The sequence below is a fragment of the Arthrobacter echini genome (assembly GCF_004803505.1).
Classification (GTDB): domain Bacteria; phylum Actinomycetota; class Actinomycetes; order Actinomycetales; family Micrococcaceae; genus Arthrobacter_D; species Arthrobacter_D echini.
This window is the reverse complement of the sequence record NZ_SSWH01000002.1, coordinates 120,743-137,448: the sequence shown is the minus strand read 5'-3', so window position 1 is coordinate 137,448 and position 16,706 is coordinate 120,743. Positions and strand designations below refer to the sequence as shown.

General features: G+C 69.0%; 13 protein-coding genes. 3 read left to right on the top strand and 10 right to left on the bottom strand.

What is annotated here, in order from left to right:
• Positions 1-34 precede the first annotated feature (34 nt).
• Both E8P82_RS03070 and E8P82_RS03065 read right to left on the bottom strand, forming a co-directional pair.
• Positions 35-256: an SCO4848 family membrane protein gene (locus E8P82_RS03070; protein WP_136453027.1), complete on the bottom strand. Its 222-nt coding sequence runs from the start codon at positions 254-256 to the stop codon at positions 35-37.
• Between the two features lie 43 nt (positions 257-299).
• Positions 300-797, bottom strand: a complete 498-nt coding sequence (locus E8P82_RS03065; RefSeq protein WP_136453026.1) for a DUF2505 domain-containing protein — start codon at positions 795-797, stop codon at positions 300-302.
• Between the two features lie 263 nt (positions 798-1,060).
• On the opposite strand from E8P82_RS03065, the gene mfd reads away from it, so the two are divergent.
• Positions 1,061-4,663, top strand: a complete 3,603-nt coding sequence (gene mfd / locus E8P82_RS03060) for a transcription-repair coupling factor (protein WP_136453025.1) — start codon at positions 1,061-1,063, stop codon at positions 4,661-4,663.
• 98 nt (positions 4,664-4,761) lie between these two features.
• Here the strand turns inward: mfd and E8P82_RS03055 are convergent, their stop codons facing one another.
• The 4 genes from E8P82_RS03055 to E8P82_RS03040 all read right to left on the bottom strand — a co-directional run bounded on the left by E8P82_RS03055 (position 4,762) and on the right by E8P82_RS03040 (position 8,447).
• Complete coding sequence (locus E8P82_RS03055) at positions 4,762-5,061, bottom strand: hypothetical protein (protein WP_136453024.1); 300 nt, start codon at positions 5,059-5,061, stop codon at positions 4,762-4,764.
• Positions 5,062-5,090: 29 nt separating this feature from the next.
• Positions 5,091-5,771 carry a deoxyribose-phosphate aldolase gene (deoC, locus tag E8P82_RS03050; RefSeq protein WP_246020915.1) on the bottom strand — a complete coding sequence of 227 codons (681 nt, stop codon included), beginning with the start codon at positions 5,769-5,771 and terminating at the stop codon, positions 5,091-5,093.
• Positions 5,772-5,808: 37 nt separating this feature from the next.
• Positions 5,809-7,542 carry a phospho-sugar mutase gene (locus E8P82_RS03045; protein ID WP_136453022.1) on the bottom strand — a complete coding sequence of 578 codons (1,734 nt, stop codon included), beginning with the start codon at positions 7,540-7,542 and terminating at the stop codon, positions 5,809-5,811.
• Between the two features lie 104 nt (positions 7,543-7,646).
• Entirely contained in the window at positions 7,647-8,447 is an 801-nt protein-coding gene (locus E8P82_RS03040; RefSeq protein ID WP_246020914.1) for a purine-nucleoside phosphorylase, read from the bottom strand.
• Positions 8,448-8,591: 144 nt separating this feature from the next.
• Between E8P82_RS03040 and E8P82_RS03035 the strand changes: the two genes are divergently transcribed.
• Together E8P82_RS03035 and E8P82_RS03030 are read left to right on the top strand one after the other, a co-directional pair.
• The gene (locus E8P82_RS03035) at positions 8,592-10,010 is read left to right on the top strand and encodes an NAD(P)H-quinone dehydrogenase (protein WP_136453020.1); all 1,419 of its coding nucleotides are present in this window, start codon (positions 8,592-8,594) and stop codon (positions 10,008-10,010) included.
• 170 nt (positions 10,011-10,180) lie between these two features.
• The gene (locus tag E8P82_RS03030) at positions 10,181-11,602 is read left to right on the top strand and encodes an MFS transporter (protein WP_136453019.1); all 1,422 of its coding nucleotides are present in this window, start codon (positions 10,181-10,183) and stop codon (positions 11,600-11,602) included.
• An 86-nt stretch (positions 11,603-11,688) separates the two neighbouring features.
• Here E8P82_RS03030 and E8P82_RS03025 read toward each other — a convergent pair whose 3' ends face one another.
• The 4 genes from E8P82_RS03025 to E8P82_RS03010 all read right to left on the bottom strand — a co-directional run bounded on the left by E8P82_RS03025 (position 11,689) and on the right by E8P82_RS03010 (position 16,535).
• On the bottom strand, positions 11,689-13,551 hold the full coding sequence (locus E8P82_RS03025) for an acetyl/propionyl/methylcrotonyl-CoA carboxylase subunit alpha (RefSeq protein WP_136453018.1): 1,863 nt from the start codon (positions 13,549-13,551) through the stop codon (positions 11,689-11,691).
• 108 nt (positions 13,552-13,659) lie between these two features.
• Positions 13,660-14,292 carry a Maf family protein gene (locus tag E8P82_RS03020; protein WP_136453017.1) on the bottom strand — a complete coding sequence of 211 codons (633 nt, stop codon included), beginning with the start codon at positions 14,290-14,292 and terminating at the stop codon, positions 13,660-13,662.
• Between the two features lie 66 nt (positions 14,293-14,358).
• Entirely contained in the window at positions 14,359-14,931 is a 573-nt protein-coding gene (locus E8P82_RS03015; RefSeq protein WP_136453016.1) for an AMIN-like domain-containing (lipo)protein, read from the bottom strand.
• A 194-nt stretch (positions 14,932-15,125) separates the two neighbouring features.
• Positions 15,126-16,535, bottom strand: coding sequence for a dicarboxylate/amino acid:cation symporter (locus tag E8P82_RS03010; protein WP_425455985.1), 1,410 nt, complete (start codon positions 16,533-16,535; stop codon positions 15,126-15,128).
• Positions 16,536-16,706 lie beyond the last annotated feature (171 nt).

Sequence of the window (16,706 nt, the reverse complement as noted above, 5' to 3'; positions counted from 1 at the left end):
GTAGGGCACGTGGTGTGCGGGCGCGGAGAAATGCTCAGGCGATGAGTGCGCGGATGCCGATGACGAGGGTCGCAGCGCCGAGGATCATCGACGTCGAGACCAGCATGATGTGGACCGTGCGGAATCGTGTGCTCCGGCCGTGCTCGTCACGGGACCGCGGATCCTTCAGGACACGGCGCAGGAACGGCGGCCAGACGACGAGCGACCAGGCGCCGGAGAGGATCAGGATGAGGGCCAGGGGAGTGGGGAGATTCACTTCGGTGACTTTCGCGACGACGTGCAGGCTGGGCGGGGGCGGATCAACGGCGTTCGAGCCATCTGCGGGCTTCGGCGGCCTGGACGTTCAGCGCCTTGCCGATCATCGGTTCGGCGGCGGCGGCGATCCTGCCCCCGAGGAAGGGGACGGACGAGGAGACGGTCCCGTGCAGGTCCACGACGGTGTCCGTACCCTCGGAGAGCAGCCGCTGGACGGCGGTGACCTTCACCGGCGCTCCGGTCACCGTCATCTCCAGTGCCGACTCCCGGCTGCCGTCGGGGGACGGCGGAGCCCATCGCTCCGTCTGGGTGACGGAGAGCAACTCGCCGACGAACTTGCGCGCCATGTCGGGAAGACGGTCCGTGGGCAGGGTCCGCACGATGGTGAGGGTGAATGCTCCGGCCGTATCGCCGTCGATGGTGAGCGATTCGAGCGACCCGCCCACGTATTCGCTCATGTGCCGCACGAAGCCCTCGTCGACGAAGACCTCGAGGATCCTCGAGGCGTCGTACGGGAGCGTGGTGGAAGCATTCAGTGCCATTGATCCTCCGCAGGATGGTGGCGGGCAGCCAGGAGTGGTCGGGTTCCCTCGACATCCTACGGCGTGGGCTCCGTTTCGCCGCTGCTCCCGCGCTTCCGACGACGAAAGCGTCGGGAGCCCTTGCTAGTGTTGATCCGCACCCGGTAGCGATCCACGTTCCCGGGTCTTCGTGCTGTCCTGCCGCCCTCACCCGACCACCGGGCATCCCTGGTGCCGGAGCCGGGACCGGCGGCGGAAGAACCCACGCCTGAGGAGTGCCCCAGATGAGCCTGAACGGATTGCGCGCCGCGCTCGCCGAGGACGCGTCCTATGCCCGCGTCCGCACCAATGCCTCGCGTCCGGTGGACCAGCGGAGCGCCGACCTGCGGATCGGTGCGCCGGCGGGCATGCGTGCTCCGTTGATCACCGAGATCGCGGAGGGCCTGGAGGGTATGAATACCGTGGGGGAGCGCGACGGGACCGCTCCGCCGGTCGTCCTGGCCATCACCGCGACCGGCCGCGAGGCCGAGGATCTCGCGGCGGCACTGCGCAGCTACCTGCCCGGGACCGCCATCGAGGAGTTCCCGAGCTGGGAGACGCTGCCCCACGAGCGGCTCTCGCCGAGATCCGACACCGTGGGCCGGCGGCTGTCGGTCCTGCGGCGGCTCGCCCATCCGGAGGGAGCGCCCCTGCGGGTCATCACGGCGCCCGTGCGTGCCGTCGTCCAGCCGCTCGTCGCCGGTCTCGGCGAGCTCGAACCCGTCTCTCTGACGGTCGGCGACGAGGTGGCCTTCTCCGACGTCGTGAAGGCGCTCGCGGATGCGGCCTACGCGCGCGTGGACATGGTCACGCGCCGTGGCGAGTTCGCTGTGCGCGGTGGCATCATCGATGTCTTCCCGCCCACCGAGGACCACCCGGTGCGCATCGATTTCTTCGGCGACGAGGTGGACCAGATGCGCTGGTTCGCCGTCGCCGACCAGCGCTCGCTGACCTCCGGTGAGCCGCCGGTGGCGCTCTACGCCCCGCCGTGCCGCGAGATCCTCATCACGCCCGCGGTCATGTCCCGTGCCGCGAAGCTGCGGGCCGAGCTCCCGGCGGCCGCGGACATGCTGGAGAAGATCGCGGGCGGGATCGCGGTGGAGGGCATGGAGTCCCTCGCGCCGGTGCTGGTCGACGCCATGGTCCCGTTCGCGGATCAGCTGCCGCCGGGCTCGATCGCCGTGGTGATCGAGCCCGAGAAGGTACGCACGCGCGCGCACGATCTCGCTGCCACGAACGAGGAGTTCCTCGCCGCTGCGTGGTCCACCGCCTCCGACGGCGGGGCGGCGCCGCTCGATCTCGGCGTCGGGCTCGGTCTCGATCTGCAGGAGGCCGGCTTCCGCTCGCTCACCGACACGCGCCAGGCCATGCTCGCGAACGCCGTCGCCTGGTGGGAGATCACGTCCCTGGGCGCGGACGAGGAGCTCAGCGACGTCGACAGCTTCAGTCTGCACGCGCGGGAGCCGCGCGGCTACCAGGGCGACGTGGCCGAGATGATGGACTTCATCGGGAGCCGGGTGCGGGACCAGTGGCGCGTCGTGGTCGCCACCGAGGGCCCCGGCCCGGCGAAGCGCCTCGCCGAGCTGTTCCACGACAACGACATCCCCTCCCGCACGGTGGACTCCCTGCAGGACGCGCCGCAACCGGGCGTCATCGAGATCACGACCGCGTGCGCGGGCCGTGGTTTCGTGGTGGACGGACTCAGGATGGGCCTGCTCACCGAGGCGGATCTGCTCGGGCGCACGAGCGCCGCGGGGACGCGCGACATGCGCAAGCTGCCCTCCCGCCGGCGCAACGCGGTCGACCCGCTGCAGCTGAAGGAAGGCGACTTCGTGGTCCACGAGCAGCACGGGGTGGCGAGATTCGTCGAACTGATGCAGCGGTCCACGGGCGCCGGTCCCACCCGGGCCACACGCGAGTACCTCGTGCTCGAGTATGCCCCCTCGAAGCGCGGTGCTCCCGGTGACCGGCTCTTCGTCCCGACCGATCAGCTGGACCAGGTGACCCGCTACGTCGGCGGTGATGCCCCCGCACTGAGCAAGATGGGCGGCTCGGACTGGAGCAGGACGAAGAACCAGGCGCGCAAGGCCGTCAAGGAGATCGCCGGTGAGCTGATCCGGCTCTACTCGGCGCGCATGGCCTCGCGCGGTCATGCGTTCGGACCCGACACGCCGTGGCAGCGTGAGCTGGAAGAGGCGTTCCCCTACGTGGAGACGCCGGACCAGCTGACCACGATCAACGAGGTCAAGGCCGACATGGAGCGCGAGGTGCCCATGGACCGGCTCGTCTCCGGCGACGTCGGCTACGGCAAGACGGAGATCGCCGTGCGCGCGGCCTTCAAGGCGGTACAGGACGGCAAGCAGGTCGCCGTGCTCGTGCCGACGACGCTCCTGGTGCAGCAGCACTTCGAGACGTTCTCCGAGCGCTTCTCCGGCTTCCCGGTCCGCGTCCGTGCGCTGTCGAGATTCCAGACGGCGGGCCAGTCACGCGAGACGACCGAGGGACTCGCCTCCGGTGCGGTCGACGTCGTCATCGGCACGCACCGCCTGCTCTCCAGGGAGGTGGCCTTCAAGGACCTCGGCCTCGTGATCGTCGACGAGGAACAGCGCTTCGGTGTGGAGCACAAGGAGGCGCTGAAGAAGATGCGCACCAACGTCGACGTCCTGGCGATGAGCGCGACGCCGATCCCGCGCACGCTCGAGATGTCCCTGACGGGGATCCGCGAGACCTCCACGCTCGCGACGCCGCCCGAGGAGCGCCACCCCGTGCTCACCTATGTGGGCCCGTACACGCACAAGCAGGCCTCCGCCGCCATCCGGCGCGAGCTGATGCGCGAGGGTCAGGTGTTCTTCGTGCACAACCGCGTCTCGTCGATAGATCGCACCGCCGCGCAGTTGCGGGAACTGGTCCCGGAGGCGCGCATCGCCGTCGCCCACGGGCAGATGACGGAGTCCCGGCTCGAGCAGATCATCGTGGACTTCTGGGAGAAGCGCTTCGACGTCCTGGTCTGCACCACCATCATCGAGACGGGCCTGGACATCTCCAACGCCAACACGCTGATCGTGGACCGCGCCGACTCCTACGGGCTCTCACAGCTCCACCAGCTCCGGGGCCGCGTGGGCCGGGGACGCGAGCGGGCGTACGCCTACTTCCTCTATCCGTCGGAGAAGCCGCTGGGGGAGGTGGCGCTCGAGCGCCTGAAGGCTGTCGCCGCGCACAACGAGCTCGGCGCCGGCATGCAGCTGGCCCTGAAGGACCTGGAGATCCGTGGGGCCGGGAACATGCTCGGCGGGGAGCAGTCGGGCCATATCCAGGGCGTCGGCTTCGACCTCTACATCCGGCTCGTCGGCGAGGCCGTGGCCTCCTTCCGGGGTGAGGCCGAGGAGAAGGCGGCGGAGATGAAGATCGAGCTGCCCGTCAACGCGCACCTGCCGCACGACTACGTGCCGGGGGAGCGGCTCCGCCTCGAGGCGTACCGCAAACTGGCCTCGGCCGTGACGGACGAGGCCATCGACGCGGTGGTCGCCGAACTCCGGGACCGCTACGGTGAGCCGCCCGCAGCGGTGGAGAACCTGGTCGCCGTCGCCCGCTTCCGCGTGGCCGCCCGTGCGCTCGGCCTCACGGACGTGGCACTCCAGGGGAACTTCATCAAGTTCTCGCCGGCCGATCTGCCCGAGTCCAAGCAGCTGCGGCTCGCCCGCCTGTACCCGGGCGCCACGATCAAACCGGCCCTCAATGCGGTGCTAGTGCCCAAGCCGAAGACCGCGCGGATCGGCGGCCGCGATCTGGTGGACGCCGACATCCTGTCGTGGGCCGGGAATGTCCTCGAGACGGTCTTCACGCCATGAACGAAGGAGGCCGTCCCGCAGGGACGGCCTCCTTCATCAGCATCGACTTCATCAGCATCGACTTCATCAGCATCGACGCGTCGTGCCGACCCAGCTCGTCAGGAGCTGACGCCCGCGGAGGTCTCCTTGGCGTCGCTCTGCTTCCCCTCGGCGAGGTCGTAGCCCGTGTCGGCGCGGCCGAGGATGCCCTGCGGGATGAAGAACGCGATGAAGGCGAGCACGATGACCGCGCCCATCGGCCACACGTTCTGCGGGGTGAACCAGCTCAGCAGGTAGATACCGAGCAGGAACATGCCGAACATGATCAAGAAGACGACGATGTTCTCGACGAGGTGGCCTGCGCCTGCGTGCTCCGGCTCCTTGGCGGACTCCCGCGCGGTGGTGGCTTCGTGCGACATGTGCTCTCCTAGATTTCGACTGGTCCTGCTCAGTACTCGGCTGTGCTTCGCTCACCACTAACGATAGCGACTCCGGAGCTCGCACCGATACGGGTTGCTCCGGCGTCGATCATGGCGCGCGCATCCTCGAGCGAGCGGACTCCACCCGAGGCCTTGACCCCGATGTCCGGCCCCACGGTCCTGCGCATGAGTGCGACGTCCGCGGCCGTGGCACCTCCTCCGTTGAAACCGGTCGAGGTCTTCACGAAGTCCGCCCCCGCCTCGACCGCCGCCTCACAGGCGAGGACCTTCTGCTCGTCGGTGAGCAGGGAGGTCTCGATGATGACCTTGAGCACGCCGCCCTGGTCGTGGACGACGTCCGCCACGGCGAGGATGTCCCGGACCAGGACATCTTTCTCCCCGGCGCGCGCGGCAGCGATGTCGATGACCATGTCGATCTCGTCGGCGCCGTCGGCGACGGCCCCGCGGGCCTCGAACACCTTCACCTCGGTGGTGGTGGCGCCGAACGGGAATCCGATCACGGAGCAGGTCAGGACACCGCTGTCCTTGACCATGGTGTGGACCGTGCCGACCCAGAGGGGATTCACGCACACGGACTTGAACGAGTACTCGACCGCCTCCCGGCACAGCGTGAGGATCTGCTCACGGCTCGCGTCGGGCTTGAGCAGGGTGTGGTCGATGTAGCTGGCGAGGGACACGTCGGTAGGCATGATTCCATCTTTCCATGCCGCTCGTCGGAACTCCCTGTCAGACGCCGAGGGCCGCAGCGACATCGTCCTTGACGGACGCGAGCCGGGCGCGCGCGGCGTCCTTGGCGGCCCCGAGGGTGTCTGCGGACGCGACGGTTTCGACGACCTCGAGATAGCACTTCAGTTTGGGTTCCGTTCCACTGGGCCGGACGATGACGCGCGTGGCGTCCTCGGTGAGGTAGAGGAGCCCGTCCGTCGGCGGCAGCTGGGCCGAACCGTCGGCGAGGTCCTCTGCGACCCGCACCGGTGACTGCGCGAGGGACGACGGCGGGTTCTGCCGCAGTCGGCTCATCAGCTCGCCCAGCAGGTCCAGCGACTCGACCCGGATCGAGAGCTGATCGGAGGCGTGCACGCCGTGGAGAAGATAGGCGTCGTCCAGCAGATCGAAGAGCGTGCGCCCCGCCGCCCTGGTGCTCGCCGCGAGTTCGGCCAGCAGGAGCGCGGCGGAGATGCCGTCCTTGTCGCGGACGAGCTCCGGCGCCACGCAGTACCCCAGAGCCTCCTCGTAGCCGTACGACAGGTCGTGGACGCGCGCGATCCACTTGAACCCGGTCAGGGTCCTCACATGGGTGATACCGGAGGACTCCGCGATCCGGCCGAGGAGGCGCGAGGAGACGATCGAGTTGGCGAACACCGTGCCCCGACCTGCATCGGATCCCCCTGGATCCGCGGCCTCTCCGGTGAGGCGGGCGACCAGGTGCAGACCGAGCAGCGAGCCCACCTCGTCCCCGCGCAGCATGCGCCAGGTTCCCGTGGACGGCTCGCGCGCGGCGAGGGCCACGCGATCGGCATCGGGATCGTTGGCGATCACGAGATCGGCGTCGACCTGCGCTGCGGTCTCCAGGGCGAGATCGAGCGCGCCGGGCTCCTCCGGGTTCGGGAACGCGACCGTGGGGAAGTCCGGATCCGGCTCGGCCTGACGCTCGACGACGGTGACGTCGTCGAACCCGGCCGTGGCGAGAACCGAGAGCGCCGTCCTGCCGCCCACGCCGTGGAGCGGGGTGAGCACGATCCGCAGGTCCCGGCCCGTCGTCGGGTCGGCGAGGGAGGAGACCGACGCGATGTAGTCGGTCTCGATGCTCCCGGGCAGCACCGTCCAGCCGCCATCGGCGAGTTCCACCTCGCCCACGGCGTCGATGTGGGCGGCGATACCGGCGTCGTGGGGTGCCACGATCTGGACCCCACGCGCATCCTCCTCGACGGCCCTGCCACCGAGGTAGACCTTGTAGCCGTTGTCCTGCGGCGGGTTGTGGCTCGCCGTGACCATGATGCCCACCTCGCACTCCAGTGCCCGGATGGCGTAGGCGAGCACGGGGGTGGGCAGCTCGCGCGGCATCAGGAAGGTCTGGATGCCCCGGGCGGCGAAGATCGCAGCCGTCTCCTCGGCGAAGATCCGCGAATTGTGGCGCGCATCGAAGCCGACGACGGCGCGCGGGGTGTAGGCGCCGGCCGCCAGCTCCAGCGCGTGGGCGGCGACACCGGCCGCGGCCCTGCGCACCACCACGCGGTTCATCCGGTTGGGGCCCGCGCCGAGCGCTGCGCGCAGACCCGCTGTACCGAAGGCCAGCGGCCCGGAGAACCTGTCGCGCAGCTCCTGCTCCGCCGAGGGGTCGTCGCCCGAGCGCACCTGCGTGGTCAGGGTCCGCAGCTCGGCGGCGGTCTGCGGATCAGGGTCGCCGGCGGCCCAGGTGTCGCTGGCGGACAGGAGTGCTTCCAGGTCGGCGCGGGTCATCGGGGTCCTGTCGTCGGGCGACGGTCGGCGCCGTCGGGGTGCTGGTGTGGCTGAACGAGGTTCTGCGGCTGACGGGGTCGAGAGTGCACGGGAGCGAGGTCCGGCTAGAGCGAGCCGACGATATCGGCCAGCAGGCGTGAGATGCGCGGGCCCGCCTGTGCTCCGGCCTCGATCACCTCGGAGTGATCGAGCGGTACGGGACTGATGCCGGCGGCGAGATTTGTCACCAGGGAGATCCCAAAGACCTCCATCCCGGCGTGCCGGGCCGCGATGGCCTCGAGCGCGGTGGACATGCCGACCAGATCGGCACCGATGCGCTTGGCGTACCGGACCTCGGCGGGCGTCTCGTAGTGCGGGCCGGTGAACTGGGCGTACACACCCTCCTCGAGCGAGGGATCGACCCGGCGGGCCACCTCGCGCAGGCGCGCCGAGTAGAGATCGGTCAGATCCACGAACGTGGCACCCTCCAGGGGCGAGGACGCGGTCAGGTTGATGTGGTCGCTGATCAGGACCGGAGTGCCGGGCTGCCAGTGCTCCTGCAGGCCGCCACAGCCGTTGGTGAGGATCATCGTCGTCGCGCCGGTGGCAGCGGCGGTCCGCACGCCGTGCACCACGGACCGGACTCCCCTGCCCTCGTAGAAGTGCGTGCGCGCCCCCAGGACCAGCGCCCGGGACCCTGCCGGGGTCAGGACGGAGCGGATGGTGCCGGTGTGACCGGCGACGGCGGGGGCCGAGAAGCCGGCAATGTCCGCGGCGTCGAGCGTGTGGGTGGTCTCACCGATCAGCTCGGCGGCCTCACCCCACCCGGAACCGAGGACGAGGGCGGTGTCGTGGTGGTCCACACCGGTGGCGCGGGCTATCTGGTCGGCTGCCTCGCGGGCCAGATCGAACGGTTCGGAATTCACGGATCCAACGTACCCCCTGCGGGCACCGGATCCCTCGCTCGTGGCGCTCTGCCTGCCTCGTTGTTCGTTCAGGCATCCTTCGGTGGTCGAGCACCGGTACTCGAAGCATCGATCAGCCATGCACCGTTTCGGCGTGTCGGTGGTATGGGCCATAATCAGTGCGTGCCCAATCAACTCGATCTCAGCTCGCTGCGTCTGACCGTCCTCGGCGGAGGGCCCGGCGGATACGAGGCCGCCCTGGTCGCCGCTTCACTGGGAGCCAAGGTCACCGTCGTCGAGCGCCAGGGGCTCGGTGGCTCGGCGGTCCTGACGGACGTCGTCCCGTCCAAGACGCTCATCGCCACCGCCGACACCATGACCCGCTTCACGGACGCCGCCGGTCTCGGCGTGCGGTTCTCGGCGGACAGCGCGGTCTTCGCGGATCTGGACAAGGTGAATCAGCGACTGCTGAAACTCGCCCTCGACCAGTCCTCGGACATCCGGGCGACTCTCGAACGACTCGGAGTGCGCGTGATCATCGGTAGCGGGAAGCTGCTGGACGACCTGCGCATGGAGGTCGAGGAGGACGGTGGGAAGAGCATCATCGAGGCCGACGCCGTCCTCCTGGCGGTCGGCGCCACCCCGCGGGAACTCCCCAGCGCCAAGCCCGACGGCGAGCGCATCTTCAATTGGACGCAGCTCTACAATCTCCGCGAGATCCCCGAGCACCTGATCGTGGTCGGCTCGGGCGTCACCGGCGCGGAGTTCGCCAGCGCCTACAACGGCCTCGGCTCCAAGGTCACCCTGGTCTCCAGCCGCGATCGTGTCCTTCCCGGCGAGGACGCGGATGCAGCCGAGGTCCTCGAGGGCGTGTTCAGGGACCGCGGCATGACCGTCCTGTCCCGGTCGCGCGCCAGTGCCGTGGATCGTACCGACGACGGCGTACTCGTCCACCTGGCCGACGGGCGTACGGTCGAGGGCAGCCACTGCCTCGTGGCGGTGGGGGCAGTACCGCGTACTGCCGGGATCGGCCTGGAGGAAGCCGGCGTCCAGCTCAGCGAATCCGGTCACATCGAGGTCGACGGCGTCTCGCGCACCACCGCGTCGAACATCTACGCGGCGGGGGACTGCACCGGTATCTTCGCCCTGGCATCCGTGGCCGCGATGCAGGGCAGGATCGCCATCGCACACCTCATGGGTGACTCCGTCACCCCGATCAAGCTCAAGCAGGTCGCGTCGAACATCTTCACCTCGCCCGAGATCGCCACTGTCGGGGTCACGGAGGAGGATCTCGCGTCGGGCCGTTTCCAGGGCGACGTGGTCAAGCTCTCCCTGCACACCAATCCGCGCGCGAAGATGATGAATGTCAAGGACGGCTTCGTGAAGGTGATATCGCGCAAGGGCTCCGGCACCGTGATCGGCGGCGTCGTGGTCGGTCCGCGCGCCTCCGAGCTCATCTTCCCGCTCGCTCTCGCCGTGACGAAGAAACTCCACGTGGACGACGTCGCCAGCACCTTCACGGTGTACCCCTCGCTGACCGGCTCCATCTCGGAGGCTGCCCGGCGCCTGCACGTGCACCTCTGACCACACGGCGGTGGCACGAGTGTTACGCACCGGCGTCCGAATTGTCGACACGACGATTCCCCTGGTGAACACTGATGAGCAACCAGCCGTATCAGCAGCCCCGGTGGCCTCTCCTCCGGAGAGCCGTGACGGGCTGTAGGTCCGGCGCCTCCTTAGAGAAAGTCCACGCCATGACGCCTTCGACCTCCGCCGGGAACAGCGGGACCAGCGGAACCACAGCGCCCCGGAACACCAGGGGACGCGTGATCTTCGCGAGCCTGATCGGTACCACGATCGAGTTCTACGACTTCTACATCTACGCGACGGCCGCCGTCCTGGTGTTCCCCGCGCTGTTCTTCCCCAACCAGACCTCGGCCAATCAGCTGCTGTCCTCCTTCGCCGTGTTCGGCGTCGCCTTCGTGGCAAGGCCCCTCGGGTCCATCCTGTTCGGCCACTTCGGGGACAGGATCGGACGGAAGGCGACGCTGGTGGCCTCGCTGCTCACCATGGGCATCGCCACCTTCCTCATCGGCGTGCTGCCGACGGCGGAGGGTGCGGGCTGGGTGTTCTGGGCGCCGTTCCTGCTGGTGGTCCTGCGTTTCCTGCAGGGCCTGGCCCTGGGCGGCGAGTGGAGCGGAGCTGCGCTGCTGGCCACGGAGAATGCCCCGGAGGGGAAGCGAGCGATCTTCGGGACCTTCCCCCAGCTCGGCGCACCGATAGGTTTCATCCTGGCGAATCTGCTCTTCGTCCTCCTGAGCACGCTCCTGACCCCGGAGGAGTTCCTGCAGTGGGGCTGGCGTCTGCCGTTCCTGCTGAGCGCCATCATGGTCATCGTCGGCCTCTACGTCCGGCTCAAGCTCATCGAGAGCGCGTCCTTCCAGAAGGTCCAGACGTCCGGGCGCGTGGTCAAGCTCCCGCTCGGCACGGTCTTCGCCTCCCACTGGCGTCCACTGCTGCTCGGCACGTTCATCATGTTCGCGACCTACGTGCTCTTCTACTTCATGACCGCCTTCACGCTGACCTACGGTACTGCTCCGGCGACCATCGAGCAGGCGCAGGAGCGTGCCGAGGCGGCAGGACGGACCTTCGGCCAGAACGACATCGACGACTTCGTCCCCGGGCTGGGCATGAGCAGGCCGGACTTCCTGTGGATGCTGATCATCGGCGTGGTGTTCTTCGGGATCTTCACGCTCATCTCGGGCCCGCTGGCAGAGCGTTACGGCCGGCGCAAGATGCTCCTCGCGACCACGGTCGGTATCGCCGTGTTCGGGCTGCTGTGGGCACCGCTCTTCGGGGCCGGGATCGTCGGGATCATGGCGCTGCTGATCCTCGGTTTCATTCTCATGGGACTCACGTTCGGACCCATGGCGGCGGTGCTTCCCGAGCTCTTCCCGGCCAACGTGCGCTACACGGGCTCGGCCGTGGCGTACAACGTGGCGAGCATGATCGGTGCGGCTCCTGCGTCCTTCATCGCCGTGGCGCTGTGGCGGGCGGCCGGTGGAAGCACCGTTTTGGTCGGGGCCTACCTGACCGTCGCCGCGGTTGCGACCTTCATCGCCCTGTACCTGTCCCGGGAGACCCGGGACCACGACTACGAGAACAACGTGGCCTGATACGGTCCACCCGCCGCCGTCGTCCCAGGCGGCGGGTTCCCGGATCTCGGCCGGAGTGCTCACCGGTTCTTCGGGCCAGGCGCTGCTCAGTCCCTGATGGTGGCGATCACGGCGCCCGCGGCGACGGTGTCGCCGGCGGTCGACGTCAGGCCCGAGAGCGTGCCGGCCTTGTGCGCCATCAGCGGCTGTTCCATCTTCATCGCTTCGAGCACCACGATCAGATCTCCCTCGGCGACGACATCGCCGTCGCGTGCTGCGACCTTGACGATCGTGCCCTGCATCGGCGAGGTGAGATCGTCCCCGCCGGCCGTGGCCTTGCCGGCCCGTGCGCGCGGCGACTTCTTCGGCTTCGTACCGTTGCCGTTCTTCGAGCCCGGGCCCGCACCGAGACCTGCTGGCAGGGAGACCTCCAGGCGACGACCGTCGACCTCGACCGTGATCAGCTGGCGGGGCCCGCCGGCATCGGCACCGGAGGTGTCACCGGATCCGCTCCACGGTTCGATGGTGTTGGTGAACTCGGTCTCGATCCACCGGGTGTGGACCGAGAAGGGGCCCTCGGTGGGGGCGAACGCGGCATCGGCGACGACGGCGGTGTGGAAGGGCACCACGGTGGGCATGCCCTCGATCACCAGCTCCGCCAGGGCCCGCCGTGCCCGCTGCAGTGCATGCTCCCGGGTGTCGCCGGTGACGATCAGCTTGGCGAGCATCGAGTCGAAATTACCGCCGACGACTTCCCCGGCCTCGATGCCGGAATCGACCCGGACGCCGGGCCCGGTGGGGAGGGTGAGCGTCCTGATCGTGCCGGGGGTGGGCAGGAAGCCGCGACCGGCGTCCTCCCCGTTGATCCGGAACTCGAACGAGTGCCCGCGCACGGCCGGATCCCCGTACCCGAGCTCCTCGCCACGGGCGATCCTGAACTGTTCCCGGACGAGGTCCAGCCCCGTGACCTCCTCGGAGACGGGGTGCTCCACCTGCAGCCGGGTGTTGACCTCCAGGAAGGAGATGGTCCCGTCCTGACCGACCAGGAACTCGCAGGTGCCGGCGCCCTGGTACCCGGCCTCCCGCAGGATCGCCTTGGAGGAGTCGTACAGGCGCTCGTTCTGCTCGTCCGAGAGGAACGGAGCCGGGGCTTCCTCGACCAGCTTCTGGTTGCGACGCTGGAGCGAGCAGTCCCGGGTGGACACCACGACGACGTTGCCGTGGGCATCGGCGAGGCACTGCGTCTCGACGTGGCGCGGGGCGTCCAGGAAGCGCTCCACGAAGCACTCGCCGTGCCCGAAGGCGGCGGTCGCCTCGCGTACCGCGGACTCGAACAGTTCGGGGATCTCCCCGAGGGTGCGCGCCACCTTGATGCCGCGGCCGCCGCCGCCGAAGGCCGCCTTGACGGCGATGGGCAGGCCGAACTGTTCCGCGAACGCGAGGACCTCCTCGGCGGAGGCGACGGGGTCCTTGGTGCCGGGCACGAGGGGCGCCCCGACGCTCTCCGCGATGTGACGGGCCCGTACCTTGTCGCCCAGCTGCGCGATGGACTCCGGAGCTGGTCCGATCCACGTGATCCCGGCATCGATGACCCGCTGGGCGAACTCGGCGTTCTCGGACAGGAAGCCGTAGCCGGGGTGGATGGCATCGGCACCGCTGTGCTTCGCGGCCTGGAGGATCCTGTCGGCGGCCAGATAGGACTCGGCCGCCGTGTCACCGCCGAGTGCGAAGGCCTCGTCGGCCATCCGGACATGGAGTGCGTCGCGGTCGGGATTGGCATAGACAGCCACAGAGGTGATCCCCTCGTCCCGTGCCGCCCTGATCACACGGACCGCGATCTCCCCGCGATTGGCCACCAGGACCTTCGTGACCGGACGATGCTGCTGCGTGGTGTCCGGCCTGCTCTCGGCTGCGGGATCCACTGTGGGATCGGCTGCGGGCTCGGACGGGGTGAGGGGGGCTTGGCTCATGGGACGCGGGACTCCTTCTTCTCCGTTCGGAGCCTAGACCGCTTTTGTCGCTTTCGCGCATGGATCGTGCCGTATGGAAGTGTCAGTCGGTGATCCTTTGTAGGGAACCTACAAGGAGATTCCGGTGCCCCAGAGCGCCGTGATCGGCACTCCGAGGGAACGCAGCAGGGTGCGCAGCGTGGAGATGCTCAGCCCGATGACGGCGTGCGGATCGCCCCGGACCTCGTCGATGAACGCTCCACCGAGACCGTCGATCGTGAAGGATCCTGCGCACTGCAGGGGTTCTCCGCTGGCGACATAGGCGTTGATCTCGTCAGCGGTCATCCTGCCGAAGGACACCGTGGCCGAGGCGACGGCGCCGACGGTCCCGCCCGAGCCGGCTCCACGCGTGTCGACGAGCCAGTGGCCCGTGTGCAGGACTCCCGAGCGTCCCTGCATGCGCGCGATCCGCTCCACGGCGATCTCCGGTCGGTAGGGCTTGCCGTACGCTTCACCGTCGAACTCGAAGACGGAATCGCAGCCGATCACCAGGGAATCGTCGGCGTCCTCGAGTGCCGCGACGGCCTCGGCCTTGGCGCGGGCGAGGAGCAGTGCCGTGTCATGGGCGTCGATCTCGCCGTAGGAGGCGGCCACTGCGCCTTCGTCGACGTCGGAGACCAGGACGCCGTGGCGGATTCCGGCGTCGGTGAGGAGTCTCGTGCGGGCCGGGGACTTGGAGGCGAGGATCAGGCGGGGGGTCATCGTTCAAGACTAGGTGTACCCCGGTCCCGTCACGGACGACGGGGCCGGGGTACGGTCAGCGGCGCCTCACCAGCGGTGTGCGACGTCGACCACCACCCTCGAACCGTTCCCGGGACCCGGCAGGACGAAGACGCGCACGGGGAGCCGACCGCGGACGCCGAGACCGATCGTCGTCCGTCCCTCGAAGCTTCCGGCCAGGGCCACCTGCCGGAAGGTGGAGTACCCCGCGGTGTCGACGAGCTCGTTCTGGTTGGACGGTGAATAGGTCGTCCGGCCCGAGCCGTCGTAGACGGGCGCCGCGACGGTCACCGAGAGCTGTGCGCCACCGCGCAGGGGGACGGTGAATCCCGAGCCCGGACGGGTGACCTGGTCCACGTAGGCCACGCGATACCCGGAGACGGGGCCGCGGGTGTCGATGACCATCCGGTCGAAGCAGTCGTGCCGGCCCGAGCGGACGTCGGTGATCGGGGAGGAGGAGTGACTGGGGGCGGCCTTGACCGTCGATCCCCACGTGATGCCGCAGTAGGCGGCGGTGGCCGGCGGCGCCCCTGCGAGGCCGAGGCCCGCAGTGAGGGCGAGGGCGGCGAGGGTGGCGGGGAGTTTCCTCGTCCGGTGAGTCTCGTGTCGTGTTGTGTTCATGGCGCACCACCTTGTCGAACTGGATAGGTGCACACTATGATGCGCCCGCCGTGTGGTGATGGTGCCGCGGGTGATCGATCGAGTCTGAATCGTTAGACGGCAGGACGACCCCCGGCCCGCCCGATCGGATCACGTGGACCGGGCCACACCGGTGCAGCGAAGGAACGGCCGGTCGACCCTTCCTGCGGACGCGCTCAGCGGGTCGTGGACGCCGTGCTCTCGGTCTCCACGTGGACCGTGGTGCCGTCCTCGCTGTCGTCGACGAACGGATCACCCGAGCGCTCCGCGTTGTAGAGGGCGAGGTCCAGCAGCTTCTCCCGCCGGGCGACGAGCGTGGGGACGAGGGCCTGGCCGGCGACGTTCACGGCCGTCCGGCCCATGTCGAGGATCGGGTCGACGGCGAGCAGCAGCCCGACGCCGGCGAGGGGGAGTCCGAGGGTGGAGAGGGTCAGGGTCAGCATGACCACTGCGCCGGTGGTACCGGCAGTGGCGGCCGATCCGAGTACCGACACCAGCACGATGAGCAGGTACTGCGTGAGGTCCAGCTCGATGCCGAAGAACTGGGCCACGAAGATCGCGGCGACGGCCGGGTAGATGGCGGCGCAGCCATCCATCTTCGTCGTCGCGCCCAGGGGTACGGCGAAGGAGGCGTATCCGCGGGGTACTCCGAGATTGCGCTCGGTGATCCGCTGCGTGAGCGGGAGGGTGCCCACCGAGGAGCGGGACACGAAACCCAGCTGGATGGCCGGCCAGGCTCCGGAGAAGTACTGCCTGATCGACAGGCCGTGGGCCTTGATGAGAATGGGATAGACCACGAACAACACGAGCGCGAGACCGACGTAGATGGCCAGCGTGAACTTGCCGAGGGAGCCGATGGTGTCCCAGCCGTACACGGCGACGGCGTTGCCGATCAGCCCGACCGTGCCGAGCGGGGCGATCCGGATGATCCACCAGAGGACCTTCTGGATGACGGCGAGTGCCGAGGCGTTGAAGGTCAGGAAGTGCTCGGCAGGTGCACCGACCTTCAGGGCCGCGATACCGACGGCCGCGGCGACCACGAGGACCTGCAGCACGTTGAAGTTCAGACTCGTCTCGACCGCACCGGCGTCGTCCAGGGCGGACGAGGCCTGCAGACCGAGGAAGTTCGTGGGGATCAGCCCGGTCAGGAAGGCCCACCAGCTGCCGGTCCTGCCCGTGTACTCCTCGGGCTGACCTGCGCCGGTGCCCGCCCCGGGCTGGAAGACGACACCGAGGACGATACCGATGACCACGGCGATCAGCGCGGTGATCGCGAACCACAGCAGGGTCTGCCCGGCGAGCCGTGCGGCGTTGGTGACGGCGCGCAGATTGGCGATGGAGCTGACCACGGCCGTGAAGATCAGGGGGACGACGGCGGCGCGGAGCAGTGCCACATAGCTCGAACCCAGTGTCGCGAGGGTGGTACCGAGGGCGTTCGGGGTCTCCTCCGTGTGGCCCGTGTACTTGGCCAGCAGGCCGAGGGCAAGACCCACGAGCAGGGCCGCGATGATCTGCGGGCCGAAGGAGGTGACCCAGCGGGGCAGCCTGCGTCGGGTGGGGGAGCTGGTTTCGGTGGACACGCCCAGAACTCTAGGTGTCGTCCGATACCCGATGGAATCTCTTGTTGCGCAATGTTACGCGAGGACAGCCCTGCGTCGTCGTCCCCTCGGCGCGGCATCCGCGCCGGTCCGGGGAGCAGGCACCCGGGCGGGGAATCACCGCCGCCCGGGTGTGACGAAGATCTATCCTCGGGCGAC

Excerpts from the sequence above, each read along its gene's own strand:
- E8P82_RS03015 (WP_136453016.1), bottom strand. The coding sequence starts at position 14,931 with ATGAACACAACACGACACGAGACTCACCGGACGAGGAAACTCCCCGCC.
- E8P82_RS03045 (WP_136453022.1), bottom strand. The coding sequence starts at position 7,542 with ATGACCCGCGCCGACCTGGAAGCACTCCTGTCCGCCAGCGACACCTGG.
- E8P82_RS03020 (WP_136453017.1), bottom strand. The coding sequence starts at position 14,292 with ATGACCCCCCGCCTGATCCTCGCCTCCAAGTCCCCGGCCCGCACGAGA.
- E8P82_RS03055 (WP_136453024.1), bottom strand. The coding sequence starts at position 5,061 with ATGTCGCACGAAGCCACCACCGCGCGGGAGTCCGCCAAGGAGCCGGAG.
- deoC (WP_246020915.1), bottom strand. The coding sequence starts at position 5,771 with ATGCCTACCGACGTGTCCCTCGCCAGCTACATCGACCACACCCTGCTC.
- E8P82_RS03030 (WP_136453019.1), top strand. The coding sequence starts at position 10,181 with ATGACGCCTTCGACCTCCGCCGGGAACAGCGGGACCAGCGGAACCACA.
- E8P82_RS03065 (WP_136453026.1), bottom strand. The coding sequence starts at position 797 with ATGGCACTGAATGCTTCCACCACGCTCCCGTACGACGCCTCGAGGATC.
- mfd (WP_136453025.1), top strand. The coding sequence starts at position 1,061 with ATGAGCCTGAACGGATTGCGCGCCGCGCTCGCCGAGGACGCGTCCTAT.
- E8P82_RS03025 (WP_136453018.1), bottom strand. The coding sequence starts at position 13,551 with ATGAGCCAAGCCCCCCTCACCCCGTCCGAGCCCGCAGCCGATCCCACA.
- E8P82_RS03035 (WP_136453020.1), top strand. The coding sequence starts at position 8,592 with ATGGGCCATAATCAGTGCGTGCCCAATCAACTCGATCTCAGCTCGCTG.